This is a genomic window from Vibrio sp. 10N.247.311.14 (assembly GCF_041467715.1).
GTDB lineage: Bacteria > Pseudomonadota > Gammaproteobacteria > Enterobacterales > Vibrionaceae > Vibrio > Vibrio crassostreae_C.
In genome coordinates this window covers 1-25,823 of sequence record NZ_JBFSVE010000030.1, presented here as the reverse complement: position 1 = coordinate 25,823, position 25,823 = coordinate 1, and the positions used below count along the sequence as shown (strand labels likewise).

The window sequence follows — 25,823 nt, the reverse complement described above, 5'->3', positions numbered from 1 at the left end:
GGAGTTCAGAACGTAAAAATTTAGGAATCATATAAAAATTGCAGGGCTCGACAGTGAGTTGAGCCCTTTTCTCATTATTAGCTGTTTTAGTATTATTTAAATAGCTGGAAGCTCATTAAGTAAGAAATAGCTGCTTAGAAAAACGTTTTAATTCAGACGAATTCAACGGTTATGGTTATTAAAAATGAAATTTACAAAGCTTAGTAAAACAATCTGTTTGGCACTGTTTGCCTTACATATCTCTCCATCGTTTGCCCAAGACTCAAACTTAATTCCTGTGACTATCGAAAAAGCGCACAAACAAGCATTCATATCTTCAATCAACGAGGTTGGCAAAATCAGGGCAACGGATTCTGCAGCATTAACATTCAGTGCCTCCGACAAAATTCTCAACATCCATTTCAAAGATGGAGATTCAGTTAAAAAAGGCGAACTGATTGCTCAATTGGACAATACCAAAGCGAAAGCCGATTTAGATAAAGCAAGAAGCTCTCTAGCGCTAGCAAAGTCGAAATTAAAGCGAGTACAAGAATTACTAAAGAAACAGCCTGACTCTATGTCTCAACAAGATGTTGAAGAACTGGGCGAACAGGCGAATCTAGCAGCGGCTGATTTCCGTCAGAAAGAAGCGCTAATGAATGACTATTTGTTGGTTGCGCCATTTGATGGGCAGTTAACCAACTTTACCCACTCAGTGGGCAGTAAGATTGATAGTGCAACCGCGTTGGTGAGCTTGATCAAACTCGATCCTGTCGAAGTTCAGTATTCAATTGGACAGTCGGATTTAGGTAACGCGCAGCTTGGACAGAACGTTTCCATCCAAGTTGATGCTTTTGTCGATGAAGCCTTTTCTGGCGTAGTGGATTACATTGCCCCTGCGGTGGACGAGAGTTCAGGCCGTGTAGAAGTACACGCGCACGTAACCAACCCAGACCATCGCTTGGTTCCAGGTATGTTTGCCAAAGTAAGCCAAATGACGAGCGAAGACACGACTCAAATGGTAGTTTCCCAAAATTCCGTTCAAGCAAAAGATGCAGAGCGCTTTGTGTGGGTCGTGAATGGTGAAAAGATCGATCAACGCATTGTCGAATTAGGTGTGAATACTAACGATGGTTACGTTGTAGTAGAGAAAGGCTTGAAGCTTGGCGATAACGTCGTTGTGACGGGACAACAGAACCTCAAGAAAGCGTCGTTAGTTAAGGTCATGAACCCAAATGCTGAGCAGAAAACCGTTGAGCTAGTAACTGAACCGACAAGCAAAGAGAACGCTCAACAGATCGCTGAACCTAAAGTAGAAAAGACCGTAACGCAGGTGGATGAACCACATCCGATTGAACCCTCGGTTGATTGGACGGAAGCATCGAAAGGTGTAGACGAAGCGATCAAGGAAAACAGCGAGCAAGCAGAGACCCGTGCGACTGTTGAGGATTCATCGTGCGAAACTCACAGTAAGGACACACTAAGCAAGGAAGCTGTAACGAAGGAGAATCTGAATGAAGCTTCCTGAGATTTGTATTAAGCACCCTGTATTTGCATCAGTTCTGAGTATCGCAATTGTCTTATTTGGCCTACTGTCATTTCAAAAGCTCTCGATCCAATATTTCCCAGAACATAAAACACCGTCGGCGACTGTAACCGCGGCGATCAACGGCGCGAGCGCTGAGTTCATGTCACGCAATGTGGCAGATAAGCTTATTACCGCAGCAACGGGCCTCGACAGCGTGAAAACCATGACGACGGACTGTCAGGAGGGCTCGTGTAATCTAAAAATCATCTTTGAAGATGACATTAATGATGTCGAATACACCAGCTTGATGAACAACCTGCGCAGCAGCGTCGAAGCGATTGGTGATTTCCCGCCGAGCATGACGGATAAGCCAACGGTCACGGATGACTCTTCTGACACCAGTATGCCGAGTAACATCATCACGTTTGTGAATACTGGCAAGATGTCTAAGCAAAATATGTACGACTACATTAGCCAGCAAGTAGTGCCTCAATTTAAGCATATTCAAGGTGTGGGTGGCATTTGGGGACCGTATGGTGGCAGCGAAAAAGCGGTGCGAGTTTGGTTGCAACCGGATCGTATGATGGCGCTCAATATGAGCGCATCAGACGTGGTAGGTACATTAAGTTCATACAATGCAACGTTTACCGCAGGTACCATCAAGGGGCAGGTAAGAGATTTCTCAATCAACCCAGTCAATCAAGTGACCAGTGTTGATGATGTACGAGACTTGGTGGTCCGTGTTGATGACGGCAAGATCATTCGTGTCGGCGATATTGCAGAAGTTAAAATGGGAGAAGAAAGCTTAACCCCGAGTATTCTTCGAGTCGATGACAACTTAGCAATGTCGATTCAGGTGTTACCGCTAAAAAGTGAAAACCCAGCCACAGTAGCGAATAAAGTTAAGAAACAAATCGATGTGATTCAGCCTCAGTTGCCAGAAGGCATTGAGATGAAGATGGTCTACAACCAAGCGGATTTCATTAAAGCTGCAATTGATGAAGGCTTCATGACTTTAGTTGAAGCGATTGTTTTGGTTTCAGCAGTGGTGGTTCTATTCCTTGGCTCTTTTCGAGTCGCTTCAATTCCGATCATCACCATCCCGGTGTGTGTGATAGGCGTATTTGCCGTCATGCATTTACTTGGGTTTAGTATCAACGTACTGACGATTCTCGCTATCATTCTCGCCATTGGTTTGGTGGTTGATGATGCGATTGTTGTGGCTGAAAACTGCTACCGTCATATCGAAGAGGGTGAAACCCCATTCAACGCTGCAATTAAAGGGTGTCGAGAGATCGTCTTCCCGGTGATTGCGATGACGCTAACTTTGGCGGTTGTTTACTTACCAATTGGCTTGATGGCAGGCCTAACCGCCGATCTATTTAGACAATTTGCTTTCACGTTAGCAGCAGCAGTGATCATCTCTGGGTTTGTGGCTTTAACGCTCTCGCCCATGATGTGTGCTTACTTAATGAAGCCAGTTACAAAGCCGGCAAGGTGGTACAAAAAAGTTGATGCGAAGCTGAATGTTCTGTCTGACTTGTACACCAAGGAACTTAGCAAATGGTTTGAGCGTAAAACACTGATGAGTGGTATTGCCTTGGCATTGATTGCTCTATCTGCTTTGGCGGTTTGGACAATGCCTCAAGTGTTGCTTCCAACGGAAGATACTGGTTTTGTTGAGGTCACTTCAACGCCTCCTACAGGAGTCGGACGTCAGTATCACCTAGACAACAACGAGCAACTCAACAGTGTGTTCAAAGGTGATAATTCAGTAGAAGCGAATTTATCTTACATCGAAGGGACTCCGACCAATCACGTTTTATTGAAATCATGGGGCGAGCGTGACCAGTCAGCTGATGAGTTGGTGAACGAGTTTATCGCTAAAGCGCAAAGTTCGGTCTCTGCTTATGGCATGTCTTTCAAGGTTCGCTCGGCTGATAACTTGAACATTGCCACTAATATGATCCTAGAGTTAACGACGGTTAACCGTGATACCACCGTATTGTCGGAAACGGCGAATGAGGTGGTGGAGGCGCTTGAGAGTTATGAGGGCGTGACCAACATTAAAAATTCGATGTTGCGTGACCAATTGCGTTATGACTTGTCGATTGACCGCAATGCTATCGTATTGTCTGGTGTGGATTACAGTAATGTCACCAATGCGCTATCTACTTTCTTAGGATCAGTGAAAGCGGCAGATCTACAAGCGGATGATGGCTATACGTACCCAATTCAAGTTCAAGTAAATCTTAGTGATCTTGGCGATTTCAAGGTGCTCGATAAGCTGTACGTGGATTCACAGTCGGGTCAAAGGCTTCCTTTATCTCAGTTTGTATCAATCAAGCAAGTGACATCGGAATCTAATTTCAAGACGTTCATGGGTAAAGACAGTGCTGAAATCACCGCGGACTTGATGCCCGGATATACGGCGAGCGACGTGAAGGCATACATTGATGACACGGTACCAAGTCTGTTGAAACCTGCTCAGAGCTACGAGTTCAATGGCGTAGTTAAAGACCTGGTTGATTCAACCGCGGGCGCACAAGTGCTGTTCGTATTGGCGTTGATTTTCATCTTCTTGATCTTGGCGGCGCAGTTTGAAAGCTTTGTTGACCCAATGATCATCTTGCTAACGGTTCCATTGTGTATTGTGGGCGCGATTTTGACGCTTTCGGTATTTGGTCAAAGCCTCAATATTTACTCGAAGATAGGATTGCTGACACTGGTTGGTCTCGTGACCAAACACGGTATTTTGCTGGTGGAGTTTGCCAACGAGAAACGCAAATCTGGCGCGAGTGCGAAAGAAGCGGCGATCAGCAGTGCACGTTCAAGGTTACGTCCAATCTTGATGACCTCACTGACGATGATCCTCGGTTCATTGCCATTGGCACTGGCAGATGGTCCGGGCTCATTAGGCCGTATCAATATTGGTTTGGTGTTGGTCGGTGGTTTATCTGCTGGTACGTTCTTCTCATTGTTTTTAGTACCTGTCGCGTATGTCGGTATGGCGAACTTAAAGCAAATGGATGTGCTGGCTCGACTGAGAGCGAAATCAGTATAGCGAGATCGTTCAAATTTAAGCTAGATACTTCAAGGCACTCATACGAGGGCCTTATTTGTATACGGGGTAGGAATCGAAGGGATCTTTAAAAGTCGTAGTTTAGATTCATTGAACTGTAGATTTCAGCGTTACTTTGGTCTGACGCAACGGTGGTGTTATAAATGTATTCGGTATCAAACGTGAGTGCCAAATTGCCCATCAGGATGTTCTTCAAATAGCCCTTGAGGTTGTAGTTGGTGTTCTCTTCACCGTAGGCTATGTTTGCGGTTGCACCCATAGAAAAGGTTTCAGTAAGCGTTAGTGAGCCATCAACACTCGCATTGACGATCAGCTCATAGTTCTCTTTATTCGGAAACTCTTCATCGGAGGATTGTCGTTTACTGATTCGATAACCCGGGCCTGCAGAGCCCTGCAGTTTAATTCGTTCAGTATCGTAAAAGTGGCGACCTAAACCTGTTGCGGTAATAAACTGCTTTCGATAAGTACCAAAGTGGTCGTGCTCAAAACGAGTTGTTGCGACCAAATAGGTGACTTCGTTTAAGTCATAGCTGATGCCATAGTTGGTGGTATAGCGATTGGTGCCATCTTCATCATTTTCGGCATCGGTATAATACGTATCGAACTGTACTCGTTGCCCCCAGTTTTCTTTTTTGTAGCCTACTGATATTCCTGAGTTAATCGACAACGATGAACTGGTGTTTTGAGAGTAGATAAAACCCAGTTTGGTTAACGTAGTGAAAGGCGATTCGTCTTCTTGTTCTGACTCTTCATTCAAAATTGCTTCATTTTCGAAGGATTGTTCTTCAGTAACCTCGGCTTGTTCTGTAACAACAGCTTCTTCCACCGGTGCCGTTTCTTCAGCGAATACTTGAAAAGACAGAACCATCGCCGCTAAAGGTAGCGGGTTGAAATATCGTTTGTGTAGAACAGTGTTTCTTAATGTGAATGTAGTTTTTGATATAGCGTTTATCGACATAATGGTTAGGTATATAAATTGATTTAACACGACCAACCAAGGGTTAATCGTGATGAGTAGACAGTGATCGAATCGAAAGTTTTAGTGAGCTACGACGCGATAGGCAAAGGGGAAAAGAGGGTTTTAATCGCAGAGAACCCGTTGCCCCTATGAGGGTTGAAATCTTCAATATGTACAAAAAATTCAAGGATCTCAGAGGGCTTGTCATCTTCAATCAATAAGAATTCCAACAACCCTTTTTCGATATGACACGAAAGAATGGTTTCGTTTGAATGGTCTGCTGAAACCTGTTCAACATTGATCACGACACTTGTTTCGGGTAATACATTGAAAGAGTCCTGCGCACATTTAAGAATACAGCTGCACACGTACTCTCGATATAAGGCGTTGCTTTCTGAAAGGGACAAGGTTTCTAACTTTACTTCGCCTTGGCATAAGACCTTTTTATCTTTAGGGATCACGTTGTGCTTATTAACCTGAATGTTGATTTCTAACAGGTGACCATTTTTATAGGTATTGAAGTTGTGGTTTATCAGCTTAGTGTCGACCACTGTCGCGTTCATCGGGTTCTGCTGAGCTTCAGAAAGGGCAGATAGCTTTGCTTGGCTATCGTTATTCAAAACGCCTTGCGACAATTGATTGCCTTTTGCCCAGTAACTGTAGTTCTGTACCCAATCTACAAATTCCGCTTTGTAGTGTTCGATGTCTTTCTCTGCTGCTAGCTCGACATTGTTTGTGAGGGTGTGAAACTTAGATTTGTTACCCAACAGTATATCTAGCCAGTATGGTTTGTATTCATTAAGCGCTTCCATGGCTTTGACTTTATGGTCGAAGCGAACTGTTGGCATTGCAGGCGCAGGTTCCATGGCAATCGACTCCCAATTCACTTTTGGTGTTGGAATGGTATGCACGGATTGGATTAAGTGGAGGTGCTGATTGAATAAGCTCACTTCACTTACAGCGTCCTCAAGTTGTTTGGTATTCATCTACATTCCTGTCGACTGTTGTTCTTTTAATTTGGCGCTTAGTTTATGGTCAAAGCGCCAGAACAGTATTTAAATGAATGTGAATGATCTTTCGTGAGGTTACTTGATATTGGTTTAGGAATATTTGGGGAGGAAAGTTGGGTTTATGATTGAAATAACTGCTCAGAAACACAGAGAGCAAGGCGCTCTCTGTGTTGGTCATTTTGCTACTATCGAAACTTGCTGATGAGCATTATCTCTGGCGTCTTGCGACCAAAGTAAATCGGTAATCGTTAGATGTGAAGTAGTTACGGCTGTACTCGAACACTGTGTTATTGGCGAGGTAACCTCGAGTACGTTTTTCAATGATAGGCTGAGTTGGGTCAATCCCTAACTGTTTAGCAACGTCTTCAGGCGGAAGAATCGGCACCAGTTCTTGCTCACTTCTATCAATCACCATGCCTTTGGTGTTCTCAATAAAGTCGTACTTTGATGTCTGCATCACTTGATAGGTGAGATCTGGGAATAGGGCAACAGGTAACCAAGTTTCTTCAACCGTGATTGGATTGTTGTCTATGAAGCGAACACGCTTTACGTAGAAAACTAATTCGCCTTCTTTAATATCTAGATGTTCAGACATCGCCAAAGAACAGGGCTTCATTTCAAAGGCTAGAACATCACTGTGTGTAACCACATCCAAATGCGCCCACTTTTCTTGAAAGCTCGACTGTTTGTAGATGTCGTAATTGATCTTGTTCTCTTTGACGTAAGTACCGCTGCCTTGAACGCTTTCAAGCTCATCGTTTTCGATCAGTAGTTTCAGTGCTTGCCTAACCGTTACACGGCTTACCGAGAATACTTCACGCAATTGCGCTTCTGTTGGGAGTGCTTCACCAACTTTGTATTCTCCAGAACTGATCTTTTCTCTTATTGCATCGGCGATTTGGCGATACATAGGGAGTCTTGCCATTTTTGCCTCATTTGTGCGCTAGGACAACTAGACTTTGATTAACAACCTGTACCTTAAATACGTAAATTTGCTCTATATAAGCCTTGCTTTAAAGGTTAGTGTGAGCGTCGTATCGGCGTTTTGTAGTACATATAATACAAATTAAACGATACATAACAAGCTTTCTTAAAGGATTTACCAATACGATTTAAATACAAATTAAATACAAATATGTATTGATGAGATCGTGATCACGGATTAAATGTCTTGAAGTTGTATTATTCTTCTCGTCGACAGGGACGACTGTCGTACTAATCCGTGACTATGGGACAAAGGTTATGAAACTTACTACTCTAACGAATAAGTCGCTCGTAAATCTGCAAACTACGTTTAGCAGTCGAGAAGAAGCGATTTACGCACTTGCTGACCAACTGGATCAGCAAGGCAAACTGCATAACAAGCAAGAGTACCTTGATGCAGTATTTGCTCGTGAAGAGCAAGGCCCGACAGCGCTTGGCGAAGGCTTAGCAGTACCGCATGGCAAGACTGACGCGGTTAAAGAAGCTGGCTTCGCTGTAGCAACGCTTAAAGAAGACATGAAATGGAAAGGCTTGGATGAAGACGAAGATGTAAATCTTATCTTCCTAATTGCGATTCCAAATGCAGAAGCGGGTTCTACCCACATGCATCTGCTTACTGCATTGACAACTACATTGGTTGATGACGATGTTCGCGAAGCTGTATTAAAAGCGACAACCGCTGAAGAAATCTTTGCGCTTCTTGATGGCGACAATCAACAAGAAGAAAAACAAGACAACTTAGATACAAATGCGCCGACAATTGTATGTGTTACTGCTTGCCCAGCAGGCATTGCTCACACCTATATGGCGGCTGAGTACCTAGAAAAAGCGGGAAAAAAGCTTGGCTACAAGGTTCATGTTGAAAAGCAGGGCGCAAACGGTATTGAAGATCGCTTAACTGCGGAACAACTTAACAATGCTGTGGCGTGTGTTTTTGCTGCTGAAGTTGCGATTAAAGAATCTGAGCGCTTTAACGGCATTCCTCGTGTTGAAACACCAGTTGCAGAACCGATTAAACACGGTGAGCGCATTCTTAATGAAGCGATTGAAGAGTCGAAAAAAGGTAATGGTGCAGAACGCACAGTGGCTACTGACAACAAGCCTAAAAAGTTGCCACTGAAAACTGAGCTTAAACAAGCACTGCTTTCTGGTATTTCTTACGCAGTTCCTCTGATCGTTGCTGGTGGTACTGTTCTTGCGGTTGCTGTTCTTATCGCACAAATTTTTGACCTGCAAGATCTTTACGCAACAAAAGATTCTTGGCTATGGATGTATCGCAAACTAGGTGGCGGCCTACTGGGTACATTGATGGTGCCAGTACTGGCGGCTTACACAGCTTATTCACTAGCAGACAAGCCCGCACTTGGCCCTGGTTTTGCCGCAGGTATTGCAGCAAACATCATTGGCTCTGGTTTCCTAGGCGGTGTTGTTGGTGGTTTGATTGCTGGTTATGTGATGCGTTGGGTAAAAGAGCATGTTCGCTTAGGTCCTGCGTTTAACGGATTCCTTACTTTCTACCTTTACCCTGTGATTGGTACTTTGGTAGCGGGTAGCTTGATGCTATTTGTTATCGGTAAACCTGTAGCGTTCCTAAACCAAGGTCTAACGGATTGGTTGAACGGTATGTCAGGCACCAATGCGCTGTTATTGGGTGCGATTCTTGGTCTGTTTGTATCATTCGACTTAGGTGGTCCGGTAAACAAAGCCGCTTACGCATTCTGTTTAGGTGCAATGGCGAACGGTGTTTATGGCCCATACGCAATCTTTGGTTCAGTAAAAATGGTATCAGCGTTCACCGTAACGGCTTCAACCATGATTGCTCCACGCCTATTCAAAGACTTTGAGATTGAAACCGGTAAATCTACATGGCTACTTGGCCTAGCGGGTATTACCGAAGGTGCAATCCCAATGGCGATTGAAGATCCAATCCGTGTAATCGGCTCATTCTTACTAGGATCAGTGGTTACAGGTGCGATGGTTGGCGCGGCAGGTATTGGTCTATCGACTCCGGGCGCAGGTATCTTCTCTATCTTCTTGTTACACGATTCAGGTTTGGGCGCATTCTCTGCTGCTGCAATCTGGTTCGGTGCTGCGATTGTCGGCACAGTGATTTCAACTGTTACTCTTCTGATGTGGCGTGGTCATGCTGTAAAAAAGGGTAAGTTTGAAGCAAGTACTGCAACACAGAACTAACTGAATTTTGAGTTAGCTCCTAACTCACTGCGAAATCAATATATAAAAAATAACAAACAACTGGCTGTCCTAAATACCTGTGCTCCTAACGGTTTTATTCACACAGATTCTTGGCGTGGTTTTCTGCACCCTAAATTTAGTGGCAGCCAATTTTAACCCCTTGAAAAACTTTAATTTAGTCGTATTTGAGTTCGAATTTTAGATTTACTCGAAGCGACACATTTAGGTAAATGATTATGACTACATCACGCGTACATATTACTCCACACATGCACTGGGATCGTGAATGGTATTTCACAACAGAAGAGTCTCGCATTCTTCTTGTGAACAACATGGAAGAAATCATGAACCGTCTGGAGAGTGATCCAGAATACAAATACTACGTTCTAGATGGTCAAACCGCTGTTCTAGAAGACTACTTTGCGATCAAACCAGAGAACACAGAACGCGTAAAAGCATTGGTTGAAGCGGGCAAGCTAATTATTGGCCCTTGGTATTCTCAAACCGACACAATGCAAGTTTCTGGTGAGTCAATTGTACGTAACATGATGTATGGCATTCGTGACTGTATGAAATTTGGCGATGTAATGAAGATCGGTTACCTACCAGATTCATTCAGCATGAGTTCTCAACTGCCGATGATCTACAACGGCTTTGACATTACACGTGCAATGTTCTGGCGTGGTTGTTCAGAGCGTCATGGCACGAATAAAACAGAATTCTTATGGCAATCAAACGACGGCAGTGAAGTTACGGCACAAGTGCTTCCGCTAGGTTACGCAATTGGCAAATACCTTCCACAAGACGAAGAAGGCTTGCGTGCTCGTTTAGATAAGTACTTCCCAGTGCTAGAAAAGCCATCGGTAACGAAAGACATTTTGCTGCCGAATGGCCATGACCAAATGCCGATTCAAAAAGACATCTTTGAAGTAATGGACAAACTTCGCGAAATCTACCCAGATCGCGAATTCTCAATGAGTCGCTTTGAAGAAGTGTTCGAAAAAGTAGAAGCGGCACGCGACCAACTCGACACAATCAAAGGCGAATTCAACGACGGTAAATACATGCGTGTTCACCGTACGATCTCTTCTACGCGTATGGACATCAAACTGATCCACGCAGAAATCGAAAACAAGATTGTAAATATCTTAGAACCGCTAGCGTCGATCGCTTGGACATTAGGCTTTGAATACCACCATGGTTTGATCGAGAAAATGTGGAAAGAGAGCATGAAGAACCACGCTCATGACTCTATTGGTTGCTGCTGTTCAGACAAGGTTCACGCTGAGATCCTAAACCGCTACATCCTTGCGGACGACATGGCGACCAACCTGATTCACTTCTACAAGCGTAAGATTGTTGACCACATGCCAGATCGCGAAGGTTGCGACAAACTAGCGATGTTCAACCTTTCACCATACGAGCGTGAAGAAGTGGTTAACACGACTATCACTATCCGTGCACAAGAGTTCTCTATCTTTGATGAAAACGAAAACCCTGTTGAGTACTTCATCCAAGACAAGCGCCAAATTGACCCAGGCAAAGTAGACCGTCAAATCGTTCATTACGGTAACTACGACCCGTTTATGGAGTTTGATATTCAAATCAAACGCACTGTGCCAGCAATGGGCTTCACCACGTTACACATCCAAGGTAACGAGAAGGGTGCAGTAAAAGTTGCAGAACAAAAAGACTACTTGCTAGAGAACGAGTACTACCGAATCAATGTAAACGACAACGGTACTCTGACTATTTTCGATAAAGAGACAGAGCAAGTATTCGACCAAGTCCTTCGTTTAGAAGACGGTTCTGATGACGGCGATGAGTACGATTACTCTCCATCTCGTCAGGAATGGTTACTGTACTCAGACGAATTCCCGGTGGAAACATCGATTGATCACCAAGGCTTCCAATCGGTAGCGCACATCGCTTTCCGCATGAACGTGCCTGCAAACCTAACAGAGCGTGAAGAACGCACGGGTCAAAATGGGTTCGTTGAAGCGCAATGCCAAGTGGTATTGAAGCAAGGTTCTCGCCGCATTGAAGTACGCATGGAACTAGACAACCAAGCCGACGACCATCGTGTACGTGTGCTAGTACCAACGCCATTCGTTTCTGAAACTGTGGTTGCAGATAACCAGTTCGGTTGTATTACTCGACCAACCAATGACCCTGCTATGGCCGTTTGGGAAGAAGAGAAGTGGAAAGAAGCGCCAGTTCCTGTGTATCAGTTAATGAACTTTGCAGCGTTAGAAAACGGCAAAGCGGGTATGGCGATCATGTCGAATGGTCTGCGTGAATTTGAAGTGATTGCATCTCAAGGTGACGAAAACCGAGATACCTTCGCATTGACATTATTCCGTGGTATCGGCGTGTTGGGTAAAGAAGAGCTATTGCTTCGTCCGGGCCGTCCATCAGGAATCAAGATCCCGACACCAGATTCACAAGTGCGCGGCAAGTTAGTGTGTGAATTCACGTTGTGCGGTTTCTCTGGTAACCATATTGACGCGAACATCATGGCGCAAGCACGTGACAATGTCACTCAAATCGAATGCTACAACAAGATCCCTTACAACGCGATGAAGCTGAATGTGGGCGAGCAGAACCTACCTATGAGTTTTAGCCTTCTGTCTAAGCAACAATCAGGCGCGGTGTTGAGTGTGCTGAAGAAAGCGGAAGACGAAGATGCACTGATCATGCGTGTCTACAACCCGGCAGAATCGGGTTCAGTATCGGATTCAATCTCTTTTACTCAAGCGGTTTCAAGCTGGAAAGAGACAAGCATGGACGAGCGCGTACGCGAAGGTGATGTAGCATCTGAAGAGTTCGGCCAGATAGCACCTTGCCAAGCAAAAACATTCCAAATCAAATTCTAATTTCGATAACCCGCTCACCTTGGTGGGCGGGAATGGTGAACGACAATGAAAATTGTAATTGCCCCTGATTCATTTAAAGAATCACTCGACGCTCATCAAGTTGCGTCTTGCATTGAGCGTGGATTTGCCGATGTTTTCCCTTACGCAGAGTTTGTGAAAATGCCACTCGCCGATGGCGGAGAAGGCACGGTAGACGTGTTGCTAGAGGCGCTCAATGGTAAGAAGCAACGGCTGCACACGACGGATCCAATCGGGCGTGAATGTACGGCTTATTGGGCTTCGTTGGAACAGACTGTTGATGGCGCCAACGTAAAAACTGCCTTGGTGGAATTTGCTCAAGCATCGGGTTTAGACCTATTAACCGTAGAAGAAAGAGCACCGTTAACCGCATCTTCGTTTGGTACTGGGCTATTGATCAAAGATGCACTAGATCAAGGTGTTGAACAAATCATTATTGGTTTGGGCGGCAGCGCAACCAATGATGCAGGTGCTGGCATCTTACAAGCGTTGGGAGGCAAGTTATTAGACAAGCAAGGCAACGAGCTATCTGGTGGCGGCGCCGAATTAAGCCGGTTAGCAAGCATCGATCTTGAAGGACTGCACCCTAGATGCAAAGAAGTGACGTTCGTGGTCGCGTGTGATGTGAATAATCCATTATGTGGCGAAAGCGGAGCCAGTACTGTGTTTGGTCCGCAAAAAGGCGCATCAAAAGCTCAAGTTGAACAACTTGATACTGCGATCGGGCACTTTGCCGATATCGCTCAAGCACATACGGGTACTAATCATCGCGACACAGCTGGATTTGGTGCTGCTGGTGGTACACCTCTGGGGTTAAGTCTTGCATTCAATATCCAAATTAAAGCGGGTATTGAGATGGTATTAGATGCCTTGGATGCAGATAAGGTTCTTGAAGGTGCTTCACTGGTCGTGACCGGAGAGGGGCAGATGGACAACCAAACCCTGCAAGGTAAAACACCTTTCGGCATCGCTCAGCGAGCTCAAAAGTTGAGTATTCCAACCATTGGAATTGCGGGCTCTTTGGGGCAAGACGTTGAAAAACTTTACGGCTCAATGTCTAGCTTATTTGGAACCGTACGTTCACCTCAGTCTTTAGACCAAGTTTTATCAGAAGCGAATCAAAACCTGACTCGCACTGCCCGTAATATCGCCGCCACGCTCAAGCTTGGTAGCCAGATTTTTAATGAGAAGTAATTATGTCTCTATTTAAACTCGACAACGTTATTCAAAACTACGCATGGGGAAGCAAAGACTCCATTAACCAATTGTTTGGTATTGTGAACCCAAACCAGGAACCTCAAGCAGAAATTTGGATGGGTGCTCATCCAAATGGTTGTTCAAAGGTAGGCGATACCGGTGAATCGCTTTCTCACATGATTGATGAAAACAAAATCGATGTCTTAGGCGGATACACGGCGGCTCGTTTCGGTGAATTGCCTTTCTTGTTTAAGGTGTTGGCCGCTGAAACACCGTTATCGATTCAGGTTCACCCGAACAAGCGAAAATCAGAATTAGGTTTTGAGCGTGAGAATGCACTTGGTATCCCTTTGAATGCGTCTAATCGCAACTACAAAGATCCAAACCATAAACCTGAGTTGGTTTATGCGTTGACCTTCTACAAAGCGATGAATGGCTTTCGTCCAATCGACGACATTATTGCCTTGTTCGAAGAAGCGGATATTCCTTCGTTAGCGATTGAGCTTAATGTACTAAAAGCCAATGCCGACAGTGATTCTTTGAAGTCGTTCTTTAGCGCCATTATGTCTCTTGAAGGTGACCGCAAAGCGTCTGCGCTTAATGAGCTTTATGCTGCACATGCGCGACCAGCCAAAACGGTCATGGGGCGTGAAGCTCTTCAATACAGCATCGAATTCAAACAGCATTATCCAGGTGATATTGGCTTATTTGCGCCATTAATGCTTAACACGGTTGAGCTGGCGCCCGGTGAAGCGATGTTCCTGTTCGCAGAAACCCCACATGCTTATGTTCAAGGTACGGGTTTAGAGATTATGGCAAACTCAGACAATGTGCTGCGTGCCGGTCTCACTCCCAAATATATCGATGTCCCTGAGCTTATCGACAACACAATCTTTGAGCCGATTAAGCCAGAAGATATCCGCCTTAAGCCTGTATTGAAAGAGGGCAAGATGAGTTATCCGATTCCAGTGGATGACTTTGGCTTTGATATCTTGTCTGCGACTGATGAGAGCAAGTCACAGTATCTACGTAGCGCGGAGATCTTGTTCTGTGTGGAAGGAGAGGCGACCGTCACTTCAGAAGGGCGGTCAGTTTCTCTTAAGCCCGGAGAATCGGTCTTTGTAAGTAGTAATTCAAGTGTTTACCAATATCAAGGGAATGGCATTTTGGCTCGTGCTTTTAACTAGTGCCCCCGTGCTAGCGATCAGCAAAAGAAATGTCAGAGTGCCACTGTAAAGTGGTACTCAATATTGGATTGATGGTTGTTACCTATCTGTCTTTGACAGTCATGATTATTGACCATACCCGCTACTCTGGCGGGTTTTTTCATTATTAGAATGAGCAGATATAAGCTTGTAGAAAAGACAAACCCTGCGATCAGAGCAGGGCTTTTTATTGAATTAGTACTGAGTGACTGGTTAGGCAATGTGCGTCATTTTATTAAGCACAAAGGTTTCAATACAACCTTCAGTCGCAGCCATGTAGTCAGCGATGTGTTGGCTCGCTAAGTGTTTCTCTAGATGAACTTCAGACTCCCAGTTCTCATGAAAAACGAAGTGAGCAGGGTTACTGTTATCTTGGTGCAGATCGTAGTTAATACAGCCGTCTTCAACACGGGTTTTATCGATCAATTTAATCATCTCAGCTTTTACAAGCTCAGTTTTGTCTTCTTTAGAGACGATCGTTGCAATAATAGTCAGTTTGCTCATTTTCAATTCCTTCGCTTTAAACTCGGTAAGTTTAAGTAATATAAGTATAAATTCAGAATGAAGAAAGAGTTCTGAAATCCAATAACTATGGTTCTTACCATCCACAATTCAAACTCGAGAGCATAGGGCCAGAGCCGAGTAGGTTATGCTTATTAAAAAAAGCCCTCATAGCAATTGAGGGCTTTTGAATAAGAATCAAACTGTGTTGTTACTGGGGTGTTAAGCGTACTGTTTTAGCTTAAGCGTATTGCTCAACCGTCATTGCCCAATTTTTCTTCTGTTGTTCGAAATTCATTTTGATTTGCTGATAACGAACCTTAAGAACAGAGTGTTCGTACTTCTTCACAACGTCTTCGCGCTTGCTTTCAAGTAGCTGTTTTTTAACTTCGTAATATTCGTTCATGTTTGATACTAGAGCATCAAACTCTTGTTGAAGCTTCTCTGCGATTTGTTGCTTGTCGGCACGATGCATGATTTTTTGCTGGGTGCGTTTAAGTAACATTGACGCTTCAGCTTTCTCAATACGAGCTTGAGGGGTTTTCTTAAGCTTACTTGCCAGTCCCATCAACGAAGCACTCTTAATCAACCATTTTGTTGGATCGTATTGCCACCAGTAGATGCCGTTACGGTAGTCGTTCTCAAAGATGTGGTGGAAGTTGTGGTAGCCTTCGCCGAAAGTGAGTACTGCTAACACACCGTTATCACGCGCTGTGTTTTTGTCAGTAAAAGGTTGGCTACCCCAGATGTGAGCAAGAGAGTTAATAAAGAATGTTGTGTGGTGGTTAAGTACCAAACGAACTGCACCTACGATTAACAACATGCCAATCACGTCACCGTAAATCACGCCTAAAGCGATAGGAACACCGAAATTCATTAGTAATGCTAACAGAACATAGTGCTTGTGCTGCCACATAACAATCTTATCTTTTTTAAGGTCACGGCAGTTTTCGTAGTTTTCGTACATTGAGGTGCTGTAATTACGAATCATCCAGCCAATGTGTGAGTACCAAAATCCACGTTTTGCAGAGTATGGGTCTTTGTCGTTGTTATCGACATGCTTGTGGTGAACACGGTGATCAGAAGACCAGTGTAGCGCGCTGTTCTGCAGGGCAAATGCACCACCTAATGCAAACAGGAATCTTAGGCTTGAATGCGCTTCAAACGCTTTATGTGACCATAAGCGGTGATAACCTGTCGTGATTGAAAGGTTACAGAACGTAAAGCAGATTGCTAGCCATATCCAGTGCTCCATGCCATAGCCAAAAAAGTAGCCATAAACGGGAGCCGCTACAACAGCAAGCAGCATACTAAAAGAGAACACAAAAATATTGAGCCAGATTAATGGCGGCTTTTTTGTAGATTGTTTGTCGGCACTATTCATTAGCAAATTTCCATTGGGCTTACATCTGTGCGCTAGAATATCAGCGTACACGTGTAAGTCAATATTGAAAGTGTAAACGTGTATTAGTATGTTTTGCTTAAATATTGTATAAAGGTAGTGTGAAATGTAGTAGCAAGTCATAAATGGAAGTACTAAGGGCTAATAAATGGAAATTAAGGTAGCTGAATATAAAGATTATGAGCGGATTGCCCAATTACACGCGGATAGCTGGAAGCTATATTACCGTGGCATTCTTGCTGATGATTACCTAGAACATGATGTTTTGGAGGACAGATCTGTTATTTGGCAGACTCGTTTGATTAATCCTCCTTTCAACCAACATGTTTTATTGCTTGAGGAAGGCGGTTTACTGGTTGGTTTTGTCTGCGCGTTCGGTAATCACAACTTTGAGCGTGGTACGTTCATCGATGCGTTACATGTAGATAATAATTATCGTGGACGAGGTGTAGGCAAGCGTCTGTTGTCTGAATTGTCGAAGTGGTTGCAGCAATACTATTCGGACTCAGGGCTTTACCTAGAGGTGATGTCTGAGAACCACCAAGCGATTGCTTTTTATCAGGCGATTGGTGGCAAAGAAGAACTAGAGCAAGTTTGGAACGCACCATGTGGCAGCCAAGTGAATGAAAAAGTGATTTCTTGGAGCTCTCCCGTTGAACTTGAACAGAAAACAGCGAGCGTTGTGTATTCTTAGTCGATTCTTGTTGAATACTGTTTTTTTGCTGAGTAGCAGGTTCTTAACGAAGCTATTTTAAAGCATAAGAACAAAGACAAAAGCCCCGAGTATTAAGTTGCTCGGGGCTTTTTTGATTGAATTAGTGGTCGTTTTAATGATTCGCAAAGATGCGTGAAATATTGGGCGATTAATCACACCATGTGATCTTATTCCTACCGCCTTTTTTCGAAATGTAGAGTGCTTGGTCAGCGTCGTCGATAAGCTGCTCGACAGAACCAAGGGCTTGAGGGGCATGTTTCACACCGATTGAAATTGTTACTTCTAATCTAAGGCGAGTAGGGGATTCTAAAAGGGCATTAACTAGCGATTCAATTGAAGCCTCGGTTTCTCCTTGGACCAGCACCAAAAACTCTTCACCGCCGTATCGAAAGCAGTTACTGCTAGTCGGTAGTCGTTTTTGAATCTCATCGGCCAGTTCTTTAATCACCATGTCACCCATTTGATGGCCGTAGGTGTCGTTAATCGATTTGAAATGATCAATATCTATCATGATCGATGTAATGGATCGCTGACGGTCTATGCTCGGTTCTATCACCTGATGAAGATAAAGGCGGTTGTAGCAACCTGTTAGTGCGTCTTGATAGGAAAGGGCCTCGAACATATTGGACTGTTTGCGAAGCTGAATCGCTTGTTTGCGGAGTTGCTCGGATTGAGCGAAACGTTTGTGTACTTCCAGGTCACGTCTAATACAGGCCGCTGAGATTAGGATGTAAGCCGAGATATAAACGGAAATTATTTCTATTTCATGCTCTGGCTCCGCTTCATAAAGCAGTGGCGCAAGGCCGATGAGATAAGCCAAAAAGATAAACGACAGCGTAGATATACTGTATCTGGCTGACAATCTTGAAAACGTACCAATGTAGATCATCACTAAAATGATGCCACCTTGGTAATCGAAGTTGTTCAGCTCGATGGCTAGTCGACCGACATAGACCAAGAAAAGTGAGCTAATTACAAGGAAGGCACTTTCTACGAGTTCCAAAACGTTGGGTTTGTTTGTAATACAGTATCTGGCGGCGGCCATCATCAATAAAAAAAGTATGACTCGGAAAATGATAGGCGTAATGCACTCGCTACCAAAGTGGATGTAGTCGGTGACGATAAAAGCACAGAATATTGAGATAGGGATGTAGATGAAATTTATGTACGGCAAATAAATTTCATTATCGAAATAGGTTTTAAATCTTTGATTCTTGAACCCAGAATAAGAGCGCATTGAGAAATTAGCCGAGATTGATACACAATAATTTGCTTAGTATGTCACAGTCTTTGGGATTGTAAACGACCATTTCTATAGATTTGTCAGTATGTTAGCTAGATCAACAAACGGTAGCGGGCAATATTCACGCTCTATTATCGATAGAGCGTGAATATCTAGAGGCTGGTGTAACAGTGGTAAACAGAAATTAAAGCAGATTATAAAAACTAATCGCGATTAACGCTTGTTCTTCAGGTAACGCTTACGACGCTCTTCTTTTTTCTTAATCTGTTGTTCCGCTTTCAGCGCAGCCGCTTCTTCAACTTCGATCAGCTCTTGTGTGATCATTTCTGGCAACTCAAGCGTTACCTTACCTAAAGTGCCATTACGCAATTCGTGAAGCAGGATTTCTGAACATTTGTGAATGTCGATATGACCACCGGCACGAAGTGCACCACGCTTACGGCCAATCGCTTCCATCAGTTCGATGTCAGACTCAGGCAGCTCTTCAATTTGGTAGCGCTCTTGCAAAAGGTTAGGGTACTGTTTTGCTAGGTACTCTACTGTGTAAAATGCCACTTCATCGTATTCCATTGCTGTATCTTTTACAGCACCTGTTGCAGCCAAGCGGAAGCCACTGTGTGGGTTTTCTACTTTAGGCCAAAGGATTCCTGGAGTATCTGAAAGGATCACGCCATTTTGCAGATTGATACGTTGTTGGCGACGAGTTACCGCAGGTTGGTTACCAGTAACCGCAATCGTACGTCCAGCCAAGCAGTTGATGATGGTCGATTTACCCACGTTCGGGATGCCCATGATCATTGTACGAATGTTTTTGCCCATCTGTTCACGGTGCGGTGCCAGTTTACGTACCAGCTCCATAACGTGGTTAACTTCTTCTTTTACGCTAGTCGTAATCGCAATCGCTTTAACGCCTTGCTCCTTCTCGAAGTGCTCAATCCAACGTTGAGTCAGTTCAGGATCTGCAAGGTCACGCTTGTTCAGCACTTTTACACAAGGCTTATCGCCGCGCAGTGAAGAGATCATTGGGTTTTCACTACTGAACGGGATACGAGCGTCCAGTACTTCGATGATCACATCAACTTGTGGGATAACTTCTTCGATTTCTTTGCGGGCTTTATGCATGTGACCCGGAAACCATTGAATAGACATAGAGATAAACCTTGATAAATATATTTGCTGCACATTGTAAGGGTTGGATGATACGTGTAAAGGTATATCTATCCCGACCTTCAATGAGCTCAGTGAGTTTGCTTGAAGTATAGGCGACTTGGTGATGTTTATTTAGCTGATGATTGACCTATTGAAGGTGGGAGCCGCTAATCTTGTAAAGCGTAAAAAGCCGCTATGTCTTTCAAATCTTGATCGTTAAGCTTACTTAGTTGCGCTCGCATCATATCCGCGTAATCGCCCTGCCTATCTCCGGTTTGATACGCTTTCATTGTATTAAAGAGATAGGTTGGGTCTTGGCCAGAAAGCTTAGGATAGGAGTTATTAGTCGATTGACTGGTAGGGTTATGACAAAAAACGCAGCTTGGTGATTTAACTTTACCTAGTTCAGCGTCGCCAAAATCAGAGGCATGAAGGTTAGAGGAAAGAGCTAGCAATATTAGAGCGAAGGTTGGGTAATGCACGTTTTTACTCCGGTAAAAACATGATTATAAAGCTTCCCCTAAGAGGAAGCTCAAGTCTTATTTGTTCTGGGTGAACATTTAGTATGGCTTAAAGCGCATTTTCCAACTTAGTTAGGAAAGTAGCGATGTCTTCTGAACTGATATCTCTATGAGTAACAAATCGAACAGGGTTCCCTGGTGACATCGTAATGCCTTGTTCGCCCAGTTCGCGTGCGATTCGGTTGATATCCACAGACTCATCTAACTTAGCAAATACAATGTTAGTTTGAATGAAATCAGGGTTAACAGAAAAACCTTCTAGTTTGCTTAAACCAATCGCTAGATTTTTTGCGTTCTCGTGGTCAGCTTTAAGTTGAGCAACGTTCTCAGTCAGTGCCATTTTACCTGCTGCAGCAAGAATGCCTGCTTGACGCATACCGCCACCCACCATTTTACGTAGTCGACGTGCTTTAGCGATGTACTCTTTACTACCAAGTAGCAGAGAGCCAATCGGAGCACCTAAACCTTTAGATAAACAAATCGTCATCGAATCGAAGTGTTGCGCGATCTCTTTAATGTGAACGTCTAACGCGACTGCCGCATTGTATACGCGTGCACCGTCTAAGTGCATCTGTAAACCATGTTGGTTTACGAACTCACGAGCTTCCGCTAGGTAAGACATTGGCAGCACTTTACCATTGATCGTGTTTTCTAAACTAAGAAGCTTAGTACGAGCAAAGTGGCTGTCGTCGGGCTTAATCGCAGCGGCAAGCTTTTTAAAGTCTAAAGTACCGTCTGGGTTATTCTCGATTGGTTGAGGTTGGATAGAACCAAGGACCGCAGCGCCGCCAGCTTCGTATTTGTAGTTGTGCGCCTGCTGGCCACACAGATATTCATCACCACGCTCACAATGCGCCATTAAGCCAAGAAGGTTGGCTTGTGTACCTGAAGAGGTAAACATTGCCGCTTCAAAGCCTGTCTCATTTGCTGCCCACTGTTCTAGTTCGTTGACGGTTGGGTCATCGCCATAAACATCATCGCCCACTTCTGCGTTTGCCATTGCGTCACGTATAGCTTGCGAAGGTTTAGTTACGGTATCAGAACGAAAGTCCATGTTTCTCTCCTAGAGTACTTTAGGTAGCCATATAATTGGCTATAGATGGCCACATAGTTGGGCTTTACTTAAACAAGCGATAGTTTTGGTATCAGTGATTTGATCGTGTCGTATTTTGTCGTGCAGTTCTTCTAGGCTTAGTTCGATCACCTCTATGACTTCATCTTCGTCGCATTTAAAGCGGGTAGTGAGGCTTAAGTCTTTGGCGACGAACAAATGCTGAATCTCATCACAGAATCCAGCTAAAGGGGTGACTTGCCCCAAGCTTTGAAAAGAAGTTGCACTGTAACCTGTTTCTTCTTCCAGTTCGCGTTGGGCACATTGAAGAGGTGTCTCATCTATTTCCATCGTGCCTGCGGGTAGTTCCAAAAGCCATTTCTTTAGAGAAGGGCGGAACTGGTTAATGAGGATGATTTTTCCAGACGAAGTGATAGGAAGAATAACTGCCGCGCCAGGGTGATTGATTGTTGTATGTTTTACCACGACGTTCGTAGGGAGCGTCACGTTCTCCTCTATGAGAGAAATACTTTTCCATTTATGGATAACTTTACTCATGCAGTCTGGCCACATTCCTTGCCAATTTTTCGTATAACGGAAGACGTGCACCACCATAACGTCTATGGTGTCGAAAATAAAAGAAAAATTAGGTTTCGTATTAGATTTAGTTTCACGCCGTTCGTGATGTTACTCTCATAATTGGAATCTATGATTGCGCCAAAATTACCGACGTAACCATCTGATATAAATGCAACTCAATAATAAAATGCACTTGTAACAAAGCGCTAACAAATGTATAAAAACAATTCTACACTCTCAACTGTTCAAAGATTTTCGGAGTAACGCATGAACCCTTCTATTTCTTCACATGCTGACAAGGCGCTACTCTCTGAAAGAATCAATAAATTAGCGCATGCTCTGTCTGATGGTGTCTACGAAAGAGAAGACACCATTAAGCTTTGTTTACTGGCTGCTTTGGCTGGTGAAAGCGTGTTTCTATTAGGCCCTCCGGGCATCGCAAAAAGCCTTATCGCGAAACGTCTCATTCAGGCTTTTGATAACAGCAGCTATTTCGAATATTTGATGACTCGTTTCTCTACTCCCGAGGAAGTGTTCGGCCCACTAAGTATCCAAGAATTAAAAGACAACGGTCGTTACGTAAGACTAACCGAAGGCTACCTACCAACTGCACAAGTCGTCTTCCTCGATGAGATCTGGAAAGCCGGCCCTGCAATCCTAAACACGCTACTTACTGTCGTTAACGAAAAGACTTTCAAAAACGGCAGTGATATTGAACGTGTACCGATGCGTCTACTAGTATCGGCATCCAACGAACTTCCAGATGAAGACAGCGGCTTGGAAGCACTTTATGACCGTATGTTGGTACGCGTGTTCGTGAACCGTATTCAAAACAAACAAAACTTCAAATCGATGCTGACGACGGGTACTTCTCAAGAAGCGGTAATTCCAAAAGGTTTGGCGATTACGGACATTGAATACCATCAATGGCAGAAAGAGCTCGATAAGCTGGAACTGACAGACAATTCGTTTGATAAGTTGTTTGAACTAAAAACCATGCTTGAAGAGACGGTTAAGAAGCAAGGCTCTGCTTCAGAGTCAGAATTGTATGTATCAGATAGACGCTGGAAGAAGGCCGTTAAACTATTGAAAGCGAGTGCGTTCTTTAGTGGTCGCGATAGCGTGAACCCTCTGGATATTATGCTTCTGCAAGATTGTTTGTGGCATAGCCCAGAATCACGTGATGTGGTTCGTAGCGTGGTGAAAGACTTTGCATTGAACCGAGCGTTTGATCAACAAGAGTCGAAAGCTCAAATTGAAATATCTCGTGAAGAGTTAGAAGAGATTCAAGACGATGTTGAATCAACGTTGTCGGTGTCACTTTCTATGGAGTCAACCAGTGGCTTGTTGCGTAAAGATGTTTACCAGAATGACATCAAGAACGCGAAAATGTACAGCGTGGGCAGTGCTTACAATCTAGTGAAACTGGTTATGCTGCAAAGCAACATGTCGGTTTCTGAATCTGAGAAAGGCGATAGCCGTTGGGTATACGTAGCCAAAGACGATTTTGATCGTGTTCTTAAAGAAGGTCACGGTGATATTTACGGTTACGTAAACGAAAATAAAAACCTATGCCGTTTAAAACTCGACTTGGATGCATCAAACCAATTAGTGATTAAAGACATCGCCAATCGCTCTGTATTGGTGAGTGTGGTTACTACTGACGGTTTAGACCAAGAACTGTACAACAAGTGGTTGAGTGGCGCTGAGAAAGCCTTAGAACAGTTAACTGAAGCTGAATTCAAGTTAAAACGCGTTCGTACTGAATTCCATGATGCATTACCTCATAACTATATTGACCCTGATTTACCAAAAGCGATGGAAGCAAGTTTGCAATCGGTAACGCAAGATCTTGAAACCACGAAAGTGAAGAGTGCCAAGATTGCTCAGCGTATTAAGTTTATGAGCCAGTACTTCGAGTAAGAGGAGAGCATATGTTAGGAGCAGACGGCTTAAACCTCGCTTTGATGGTGGCTGATTCAGGAATCATTGATACCGCGATGAATGATCTCATCGCTCGTTCTCAAGTCATGATGGCTGCAGAGAACAAAGGTGTGAAAACCTCAGTGAAAAACCACTTAGTTAAATGGCGCGGTAAAGTTAAAAAACGCGTTACTAAGGTGTGTGAAACTGATCGATTCCAAGAGGAAATCGCCCTTTACCAAGAAGTGATTTACTGGGATGAACCTCAGTTCTTTGATGAGATTGACAGCGTTATCAAAAAGCTGGAGTGGCACTCAGCGTTTTATCTACAAGCTCGACGCCTTATGGAGAACAACAAGGGTGTTTATAACGCGATGTTTCCACACTACTTTTGCGACCAATGGTACCAATCACTTTCTGATGCGATTAAACAAGCTCAAGTAACTGAACTTGAAACAAGCAAAGAAAAAGTCTTAGCCGATCTTTATCAGCGCATGGAAACCATGAAAAACATGGATAAAGTGACTGAGTCGGGTGATGAAGGCAGTGTAGGGCGCTTGTGGGACATGGCTTCTGCCAAATTAAGCAAAACAGACCTTACCATCATGAAACGTCATGCTGAGTTCTTGAATAAGCACAAGGGCTTGCAAGAGATCGCTGAAAAGCTAGGCCGTATGGCTGGTGAGGAAGATGATCCTTCGCTACACAAAGCCCCTGTAGAAGAATTGCAGGTGGTTGAAGAGAAAAGCGATGAAGCGGTCGATGATATTGTCGGGATTCATGAAAGTGATGACCTTAACAAGATGCTGCCAAACGAAACCATGTTCTTAGCTTATCCTGAACTTGAGGTTATCTTTTACAAGCACTTGGCCGACAAGCGTTTACTGAGCTATCGCTCGCAAGGTAAATCACGCACGTTACGCAAAGTGAAGGCGCAAAAACCAGATAGCAAGAACATCGATATTGAAAAGGGCCCGTTTATCGTCTGTGTGGACGCTTCGGGTTCTATGAGTGGTTTCCCTGAGCAGTCTGCTAAAGCAATGGCTTATGCCTTAATGCAAATTGCTCTTGCAGAAGAGAGAGACTGTTATGTGATTCTTTTTTCTTCTGAGCAGATTACCTATGAGTTAACAAGGCAAGATGGCCTACGTGAAGCGAGCGACTTCTTAAGTTACTCATTCCACGGCGGTACGGATTTGGAACCTGTTCTCATGAAGTCGATTGACCTAATGACTGGTGATAAATACAAGAATGCCGATTTAATCGTACTTTCTGACTTTATTGCGCCGAAACAATCAGACGAAATGATTGCTCAGGTTGAAAAGTTGAAAGAACACAAAAACCGTTTCCATGCGGTTAGTCTTTCTAAGTATGGCAACCCTCAACTTATGACTATGTTTGACCACTGCTGGGCGTATCATCCGAGTCTTGTCGGTCGTTTTATGAAGAAGTGGTAGCGCTAGAACATCTTGTTTAACTCGATTTTGCTGTGTGTTTTTTGATTAAAGAGATCGAACATGCAGCAATTTGATTTAAATGTCAGCAAACGGAATTTAAATTCACTTTTTTGTTTGACTATCTCCCCTCAATCCGTAAAGTAGGCACCCGAACACAGCGGTGCGGCTTACTTAAGTCCCTAAAGTGTTGAATTAAAAAAGGCGCCTTGGCAGAGTGGCTATGCAGCGGATTGCAAATCCGTGGACCTCGGT

The 25,823-nt window shown here is 43.9% G+C and carries 19 protein-coding genes; 9 read left to right on the top strand and 10 right to left on the bottom strand.

Going from position 1 to position 25,823, the window contains the following annotated elements; genetic code table 11:
* Nucleotides 1-184: 184 nt before the first annotated feature.
* Both AB6F11_RS12545 and AB6F11_RS12540 read left to right on the top strand, forming a co-directional pair.
* On the top strand, nt 185-1,507 hold the full coding sequence (locus AB6F11_RS12545; RefSeq protein ID WP_104216308.1) for an efflux RND transporter periplasmic adaptor subunit: 1,323 nt from the start codon (nt 185-187) through the stop codon (nt 1,505-1,507).
* Complete coding sequence (locus tag AB6F11_RS12540) at nt 1,494-4,571, top strand: efflux RND transporter permease subunit (protein ID WP_102393138.1); 3,078 nt, start codon at nt 1,494-1,496, stop codon at nt 4,569-4,571. Before AB6F11_RS12545 ends, AB6F11_RS12540 begins: the two co-directional genes overlap by 14 nt.
* 85 nt (nt 4,572-4,656) lie before the next feature.
* On the opposite strand, the gene AB6F11_RS12535 is transcribed toward AB6F11_RS12540, so the two are convergent.
* The 3 genes from AB6F11_RS12535 to AB6F11_RS12525 form a co-directional block, all read right to left on the bottom strand.
* Nucleotides 4,657-5,457, bottom strand: coding sequence for a YdiY family protein (locus tag AB6F11_RS12535; RefSeq protein ID WP_017070594.1), 801 nt, complete (start codon nt 5,455-5,457; stop codon nt 4,657-4,659).
* A 179-nt stretch (nt 5,458-5,636) separates the two neighbouring features.
* Entirely contained in the window at nt 5,637-6,533 is an 897-nt protein-coding gene (locus AB6F11_RS12530; RefSeq protein WP_102393139.1) for a hypothetical protein, read from the bottom strand.
* A 232-nt stretch (nt 6,534-6,765) separates the two neighbouring features.
* Nucleotides 6,766-7,482 (bottom strand): GntR family transcriptional regulator, encoded by a 717-nt coding sequence (locus AB6F11_RS12525; protein ID WP_010430026.1) that lies wholly within the window; start codon nt 7,480-7,482, stop codon nt 6,766-6,768.
* A 317-nt stretch (nt 7,483-7,799) separates the two neighbouring features.
* Here AB6F11_RS12525 and mngA point away from each other — a divergent pair, with 317 nt between their 5' ends.
* From mngA to manA, 4 genes are all read left to right on the top strand, one after another.
* Nucleotides 7,800-9,734 (top strand): PTS 2-O-a-mannosyl-D-glycerate transporter subunit IIABC, encoded by a 1,935-nt coding sequence (gene mngA, locus AB6F11_RS12520; protein ID WP_104216309.1) that lies wholly within the window; start codon nt 7,800-7,802, stop codon nt 9,732-9,734.
* Between the two features lie 236 nt (nt 9,735-9,970).
* Nucleotides 9,971-12,610: a mannosylglycerate hydrolase gene (gene mngB, locus AB6F11_RS12515; RefSeq protein ID WP_104216310.1), complete on the top strand. Its 2,640-nt coding sequence runs from the start codon at nt 9,971-9,973 to the stop codon at nt 12,608-12,610.
* A gap of 45 nt (nt 12,611-12,655) precedes the next feature.
* Nucleotides 12,656-13,822 (top strand): glycerate kinase, encoded by a 1,167-nt coding sequence (locus AB6F11_RS12510; RefSeq protein WP_102320779.1) that lies wholly within the window; start codon nt 12,656-12,658, stop codon nt 13,820-13,822.
* Nucleotides 13,823-13,824: 2 nt separating this feature from the next.
* A complete protein-coding gene (gene manA / locus AB6F11_RS12505; RefSeq protein ID WP_017070588.1) occupies nt 13,825-15,012 on the top strand; it encodes a mannose-6-phosphate isomerase, class I in 1,188 nt (395 codons plus the stop codon).
* A 231-nt stretch (nt 15,013-15,243) separates the two neighbouring features.
* On the opposite strand, the gene AB6F11_RS12500 is transcribed toward manA, so the two are convergent.
* Entirely contained in the window at nt 15,244-15,534 is a 291-nt protein-coding gene (locus AB6F11_RS12500; RefSeq protein WP_017062602.1) for a putative quinol monooxygenase, read from the bottom strand.
* Nucleotides 15,535-15,772: 238 nt separating this feature from the next.
* Entirely contained in the window at nt 15,773-16,915 is a 1,143-nt protein-coding gene (locus tag AB6F11_RS12495; RefSeq protein WP_017062601.1) for a fatty acid desaturase, read from the bottom strand.
* Between the two features lie 166 nt (nt 16,916-17,081).
* Between AB6F11_RS12495 and AB6F11_RS12490 the strand changes: the two genes are divergently transcribed.
* Nucleotides 17,082-17,627 (top strand): N-acetyltransferase, encoded by a 546-nt coding sequence (locus AB6F11_RS12490; protein ID WP_017062600.1) that lies wholly within the window; start codon nt 17,082-17,084, stop codon nt 17,625-17,627.
* 169 nt (nt 17,628-17,796) lie between these two features.
* Here AB6F11_RS12490 and AB6F11_RS12485 read toward each other — a convergent pair whose 3' ends face one another.
* The 5 genes from AB6F11_RS12485 to AB6F11_RS12465 all read right to left on the bottom strand — a co-directional run bounded on the left by AB6F11_RS12485 (nt 17,797) and on the right by AB6F11_RS12465 (nt 22,170).
* Entirely contained in the window at nt 17,797-18,822 is a 1,026-nt protein-coding gene (locus tag AB6F11_RS12485) for a GGDEF domain-containing protein (protein ID WP_170964249.1), read from the bottom strand.
* A gap of 282 nt (nt 18,823-19,104) precedes the next feature.
* The gene (ylqF, locus tag AB6F11_RS12480) at nt 19,105-20,040 is read right to left on the bottom strand and encodes a ribosome biogenesis GTPase YlqF (RefSeq protein WP_029405588.1); all 936 of its coding nucleotides are present in this window, start codon (nt 20,038-20,040) and stop codon (nt 19,105-19,107) included.
* A gap of 167 nt (nt 20,041-20,207) precedes the next feature.
* Nucleotides 20,208-20,522 (bottom strand): cytochrome c, encoded by a 315-nt coding sequence (locus AB6F11_RS12475; protein ID WP_017069125.1) that lies wholly within the window; start codon nt 20,520-20,522, stop codon nt 20,208-20,210.
* A gap of 88 nt (nt 20,523-20,610) precedes the next feature.
* The gene (gene ltaE / locus AB6F11_RS12470; protein WP_104216312.1) at nt 20,611-21,615 is read right to left on the bottom strand and encodes a low-specificity L-threonine aldolase; all 1,005 of its coding nucleotides are present in this window, start codon (nt 21,613-21,615) and stop codon (nt 20,611-20,613) included.
* Nucleotides 21,616-21,654: 39 nt separating this feature from the next.
* On the bottom strand, nt 21,655-22,170 hold the full coding sequence (locus tag AB6F11_RS12465; protein ID WP_104216313.1) for an NUDIX hydrolase: 516 nt from the start codon (nt 22,168-22,170) through the stop codon (nt 21,655-21,657).
* Between the two features lie 288 nt (nt 22,171-22,458).
* Between AB6F11_RS12465 and AB6F11_RS12460 the strand changes: the two genes are divergently transcribed.
* Nucleotides 22,459-24,114 carry an ATPase RavA domain-containing protein gene (locus tag AB6F11_RS12460; protein WP_017062563.1) on the top strand — a complete coding sequence of 552 codons (1,656 nt, stop codon included), beginning with the start codon at nt 22,459-22,461 and terminating at the stop codon, nt 24,112-24,114.
* 11 nt (nt 24,115-24,125) lie between these two features.
* A complete protein-coding gene (gene viaA / locus AB6F11_RS12455; RefSeq protein WP_017064542.1) occupies nt 24,126-25,571 on the top strand; it encodes an ATPase RavA stimulator ViaA in 1,446 nt (481 codons plus the stop codon).
* The last annotated feature ends 252 nt before the right edge of the window (nt 25,572-25,823 follow it).

Excerpts from the sequence above, each read along its gene's own strand:
- AB6F11_RS12545 (WP_104216308.1), top strand. The coding sequence starts at position 185 with ATGAAATTTACAAAGCTTAGTAAAACAATCTGTTTGGCACTGTTTGCC.
- AB6F11_RS12530 (WP_102393139.1), bottom strand. The coding sequence starts at position 6,533 with ATGAATACCAAACAACTTGAGGACGCTGTAAGTGAAGTGAGCTTATTC.
- viaA (WP_017064542.1), top strand. The coding sequence starts at position 24,126 with ATGTTAGGAGCAGACGGCTTAAACCTCGCTTTGATGGTGGCTGATTCA.
- AB6F11_RS12495 (WP_017062601.1), bottom strand. The coding sequence starts at position 16,915 with ATGAATAGTGCCGACAAACAATCTACAAAAAAGCCGCCATTAATCTGG.
- manA (WP_017070588.1), top strand. The coding sequence starts at position 13,825 with ATGTCTCTATTTAAACTCGACAACGTTATTCAAAACTACGCATGGGGA.
- AB6F11_RS12490 (WP_017062600.1), top strand. The coding sequence starts at position 17,082 with ATGGAAATTAAGGTAGCTGAATATAAAGATTATGAGCGGATTGCCCAA.
- AB6F11_RS12540 (WP_102393138.1), top strand. The coding sequence starts at position 1,494 with ATGAAGCTTCCTGAGATTTGTATTAAGCACCCTGTATTTGCATCAGTT.
- ltaE (WP_104216312.1), bottom strand. The coding sequence starts at position 21,615 with ATGGACTTTCGTTCTGATACCGTAACTAAACCTTCGCAAGCTATACGT.
- AB6F11_RS12535 (WP_017070594.1), bottom strand. The coding sequence starts at position 5,457 with ATGGTTCTGTCTTTTCAAGTATTCGCTGAAGAAACGGCACCGGTGGAA.
- AB6F11_RS12460 (WP_017062563.1), top strand. The coding sequence starts at position 22,459 with ATGAACCCTTCTATTTCTTCACATGCTGACAAGGCGCTACTCTCTGAA.
- AB6F11_RS12510 (WP_102320779.1), top strand. The coding sequence starts at position 12,656 with ATGAAAATTGTAATTGCCCCTGATTCATTTAAAGAATCACTCGACGCT.
- ylqF (WP_029405588.1), bottom strand. The coding sequence starts at position 20,040 with ATGTCTATTCAATGGTTTCCGGGTCACATGCATAAAGCCCGCAAAGAA.
- mngA (WP_104216309.1), top strand. The coding sequence starts at position 7,800 with ATGAAACTTACTACTCTAACGAATAAGTCGCTCGTAAATCTGCAAACT.
- mngB (WP_104216310.1), top strand. The coding sequence starts at position 9,971 with ATGACTACATCACGCGTACATATTACTCCACACATGCACTGGGATCGT.
- AB6F11_RS12465 (WP_104216313.1), bottom strand. The coding sequence starts at position 22,170 with ATGAGTAAAGTTATCCATAAATGGAAAAGTATTTCTCTCATAGAGGAG.
- AB6F11_RS12500 (WP_017062602.1), bottom strand. The coding sequence starts at position 15,534 with ATGAGCAAACTGACTATTATTGCAACGATCGTCTCTAAAGAAGACAAA.
- AB6F11_RS12525 (WP_010430026.1), bottom strand. The coding sequence starts at position 7,482 with ATGGCAAGACTCCCTATGTATCGCCAAATCGCCGATGCAATAAGAGAA.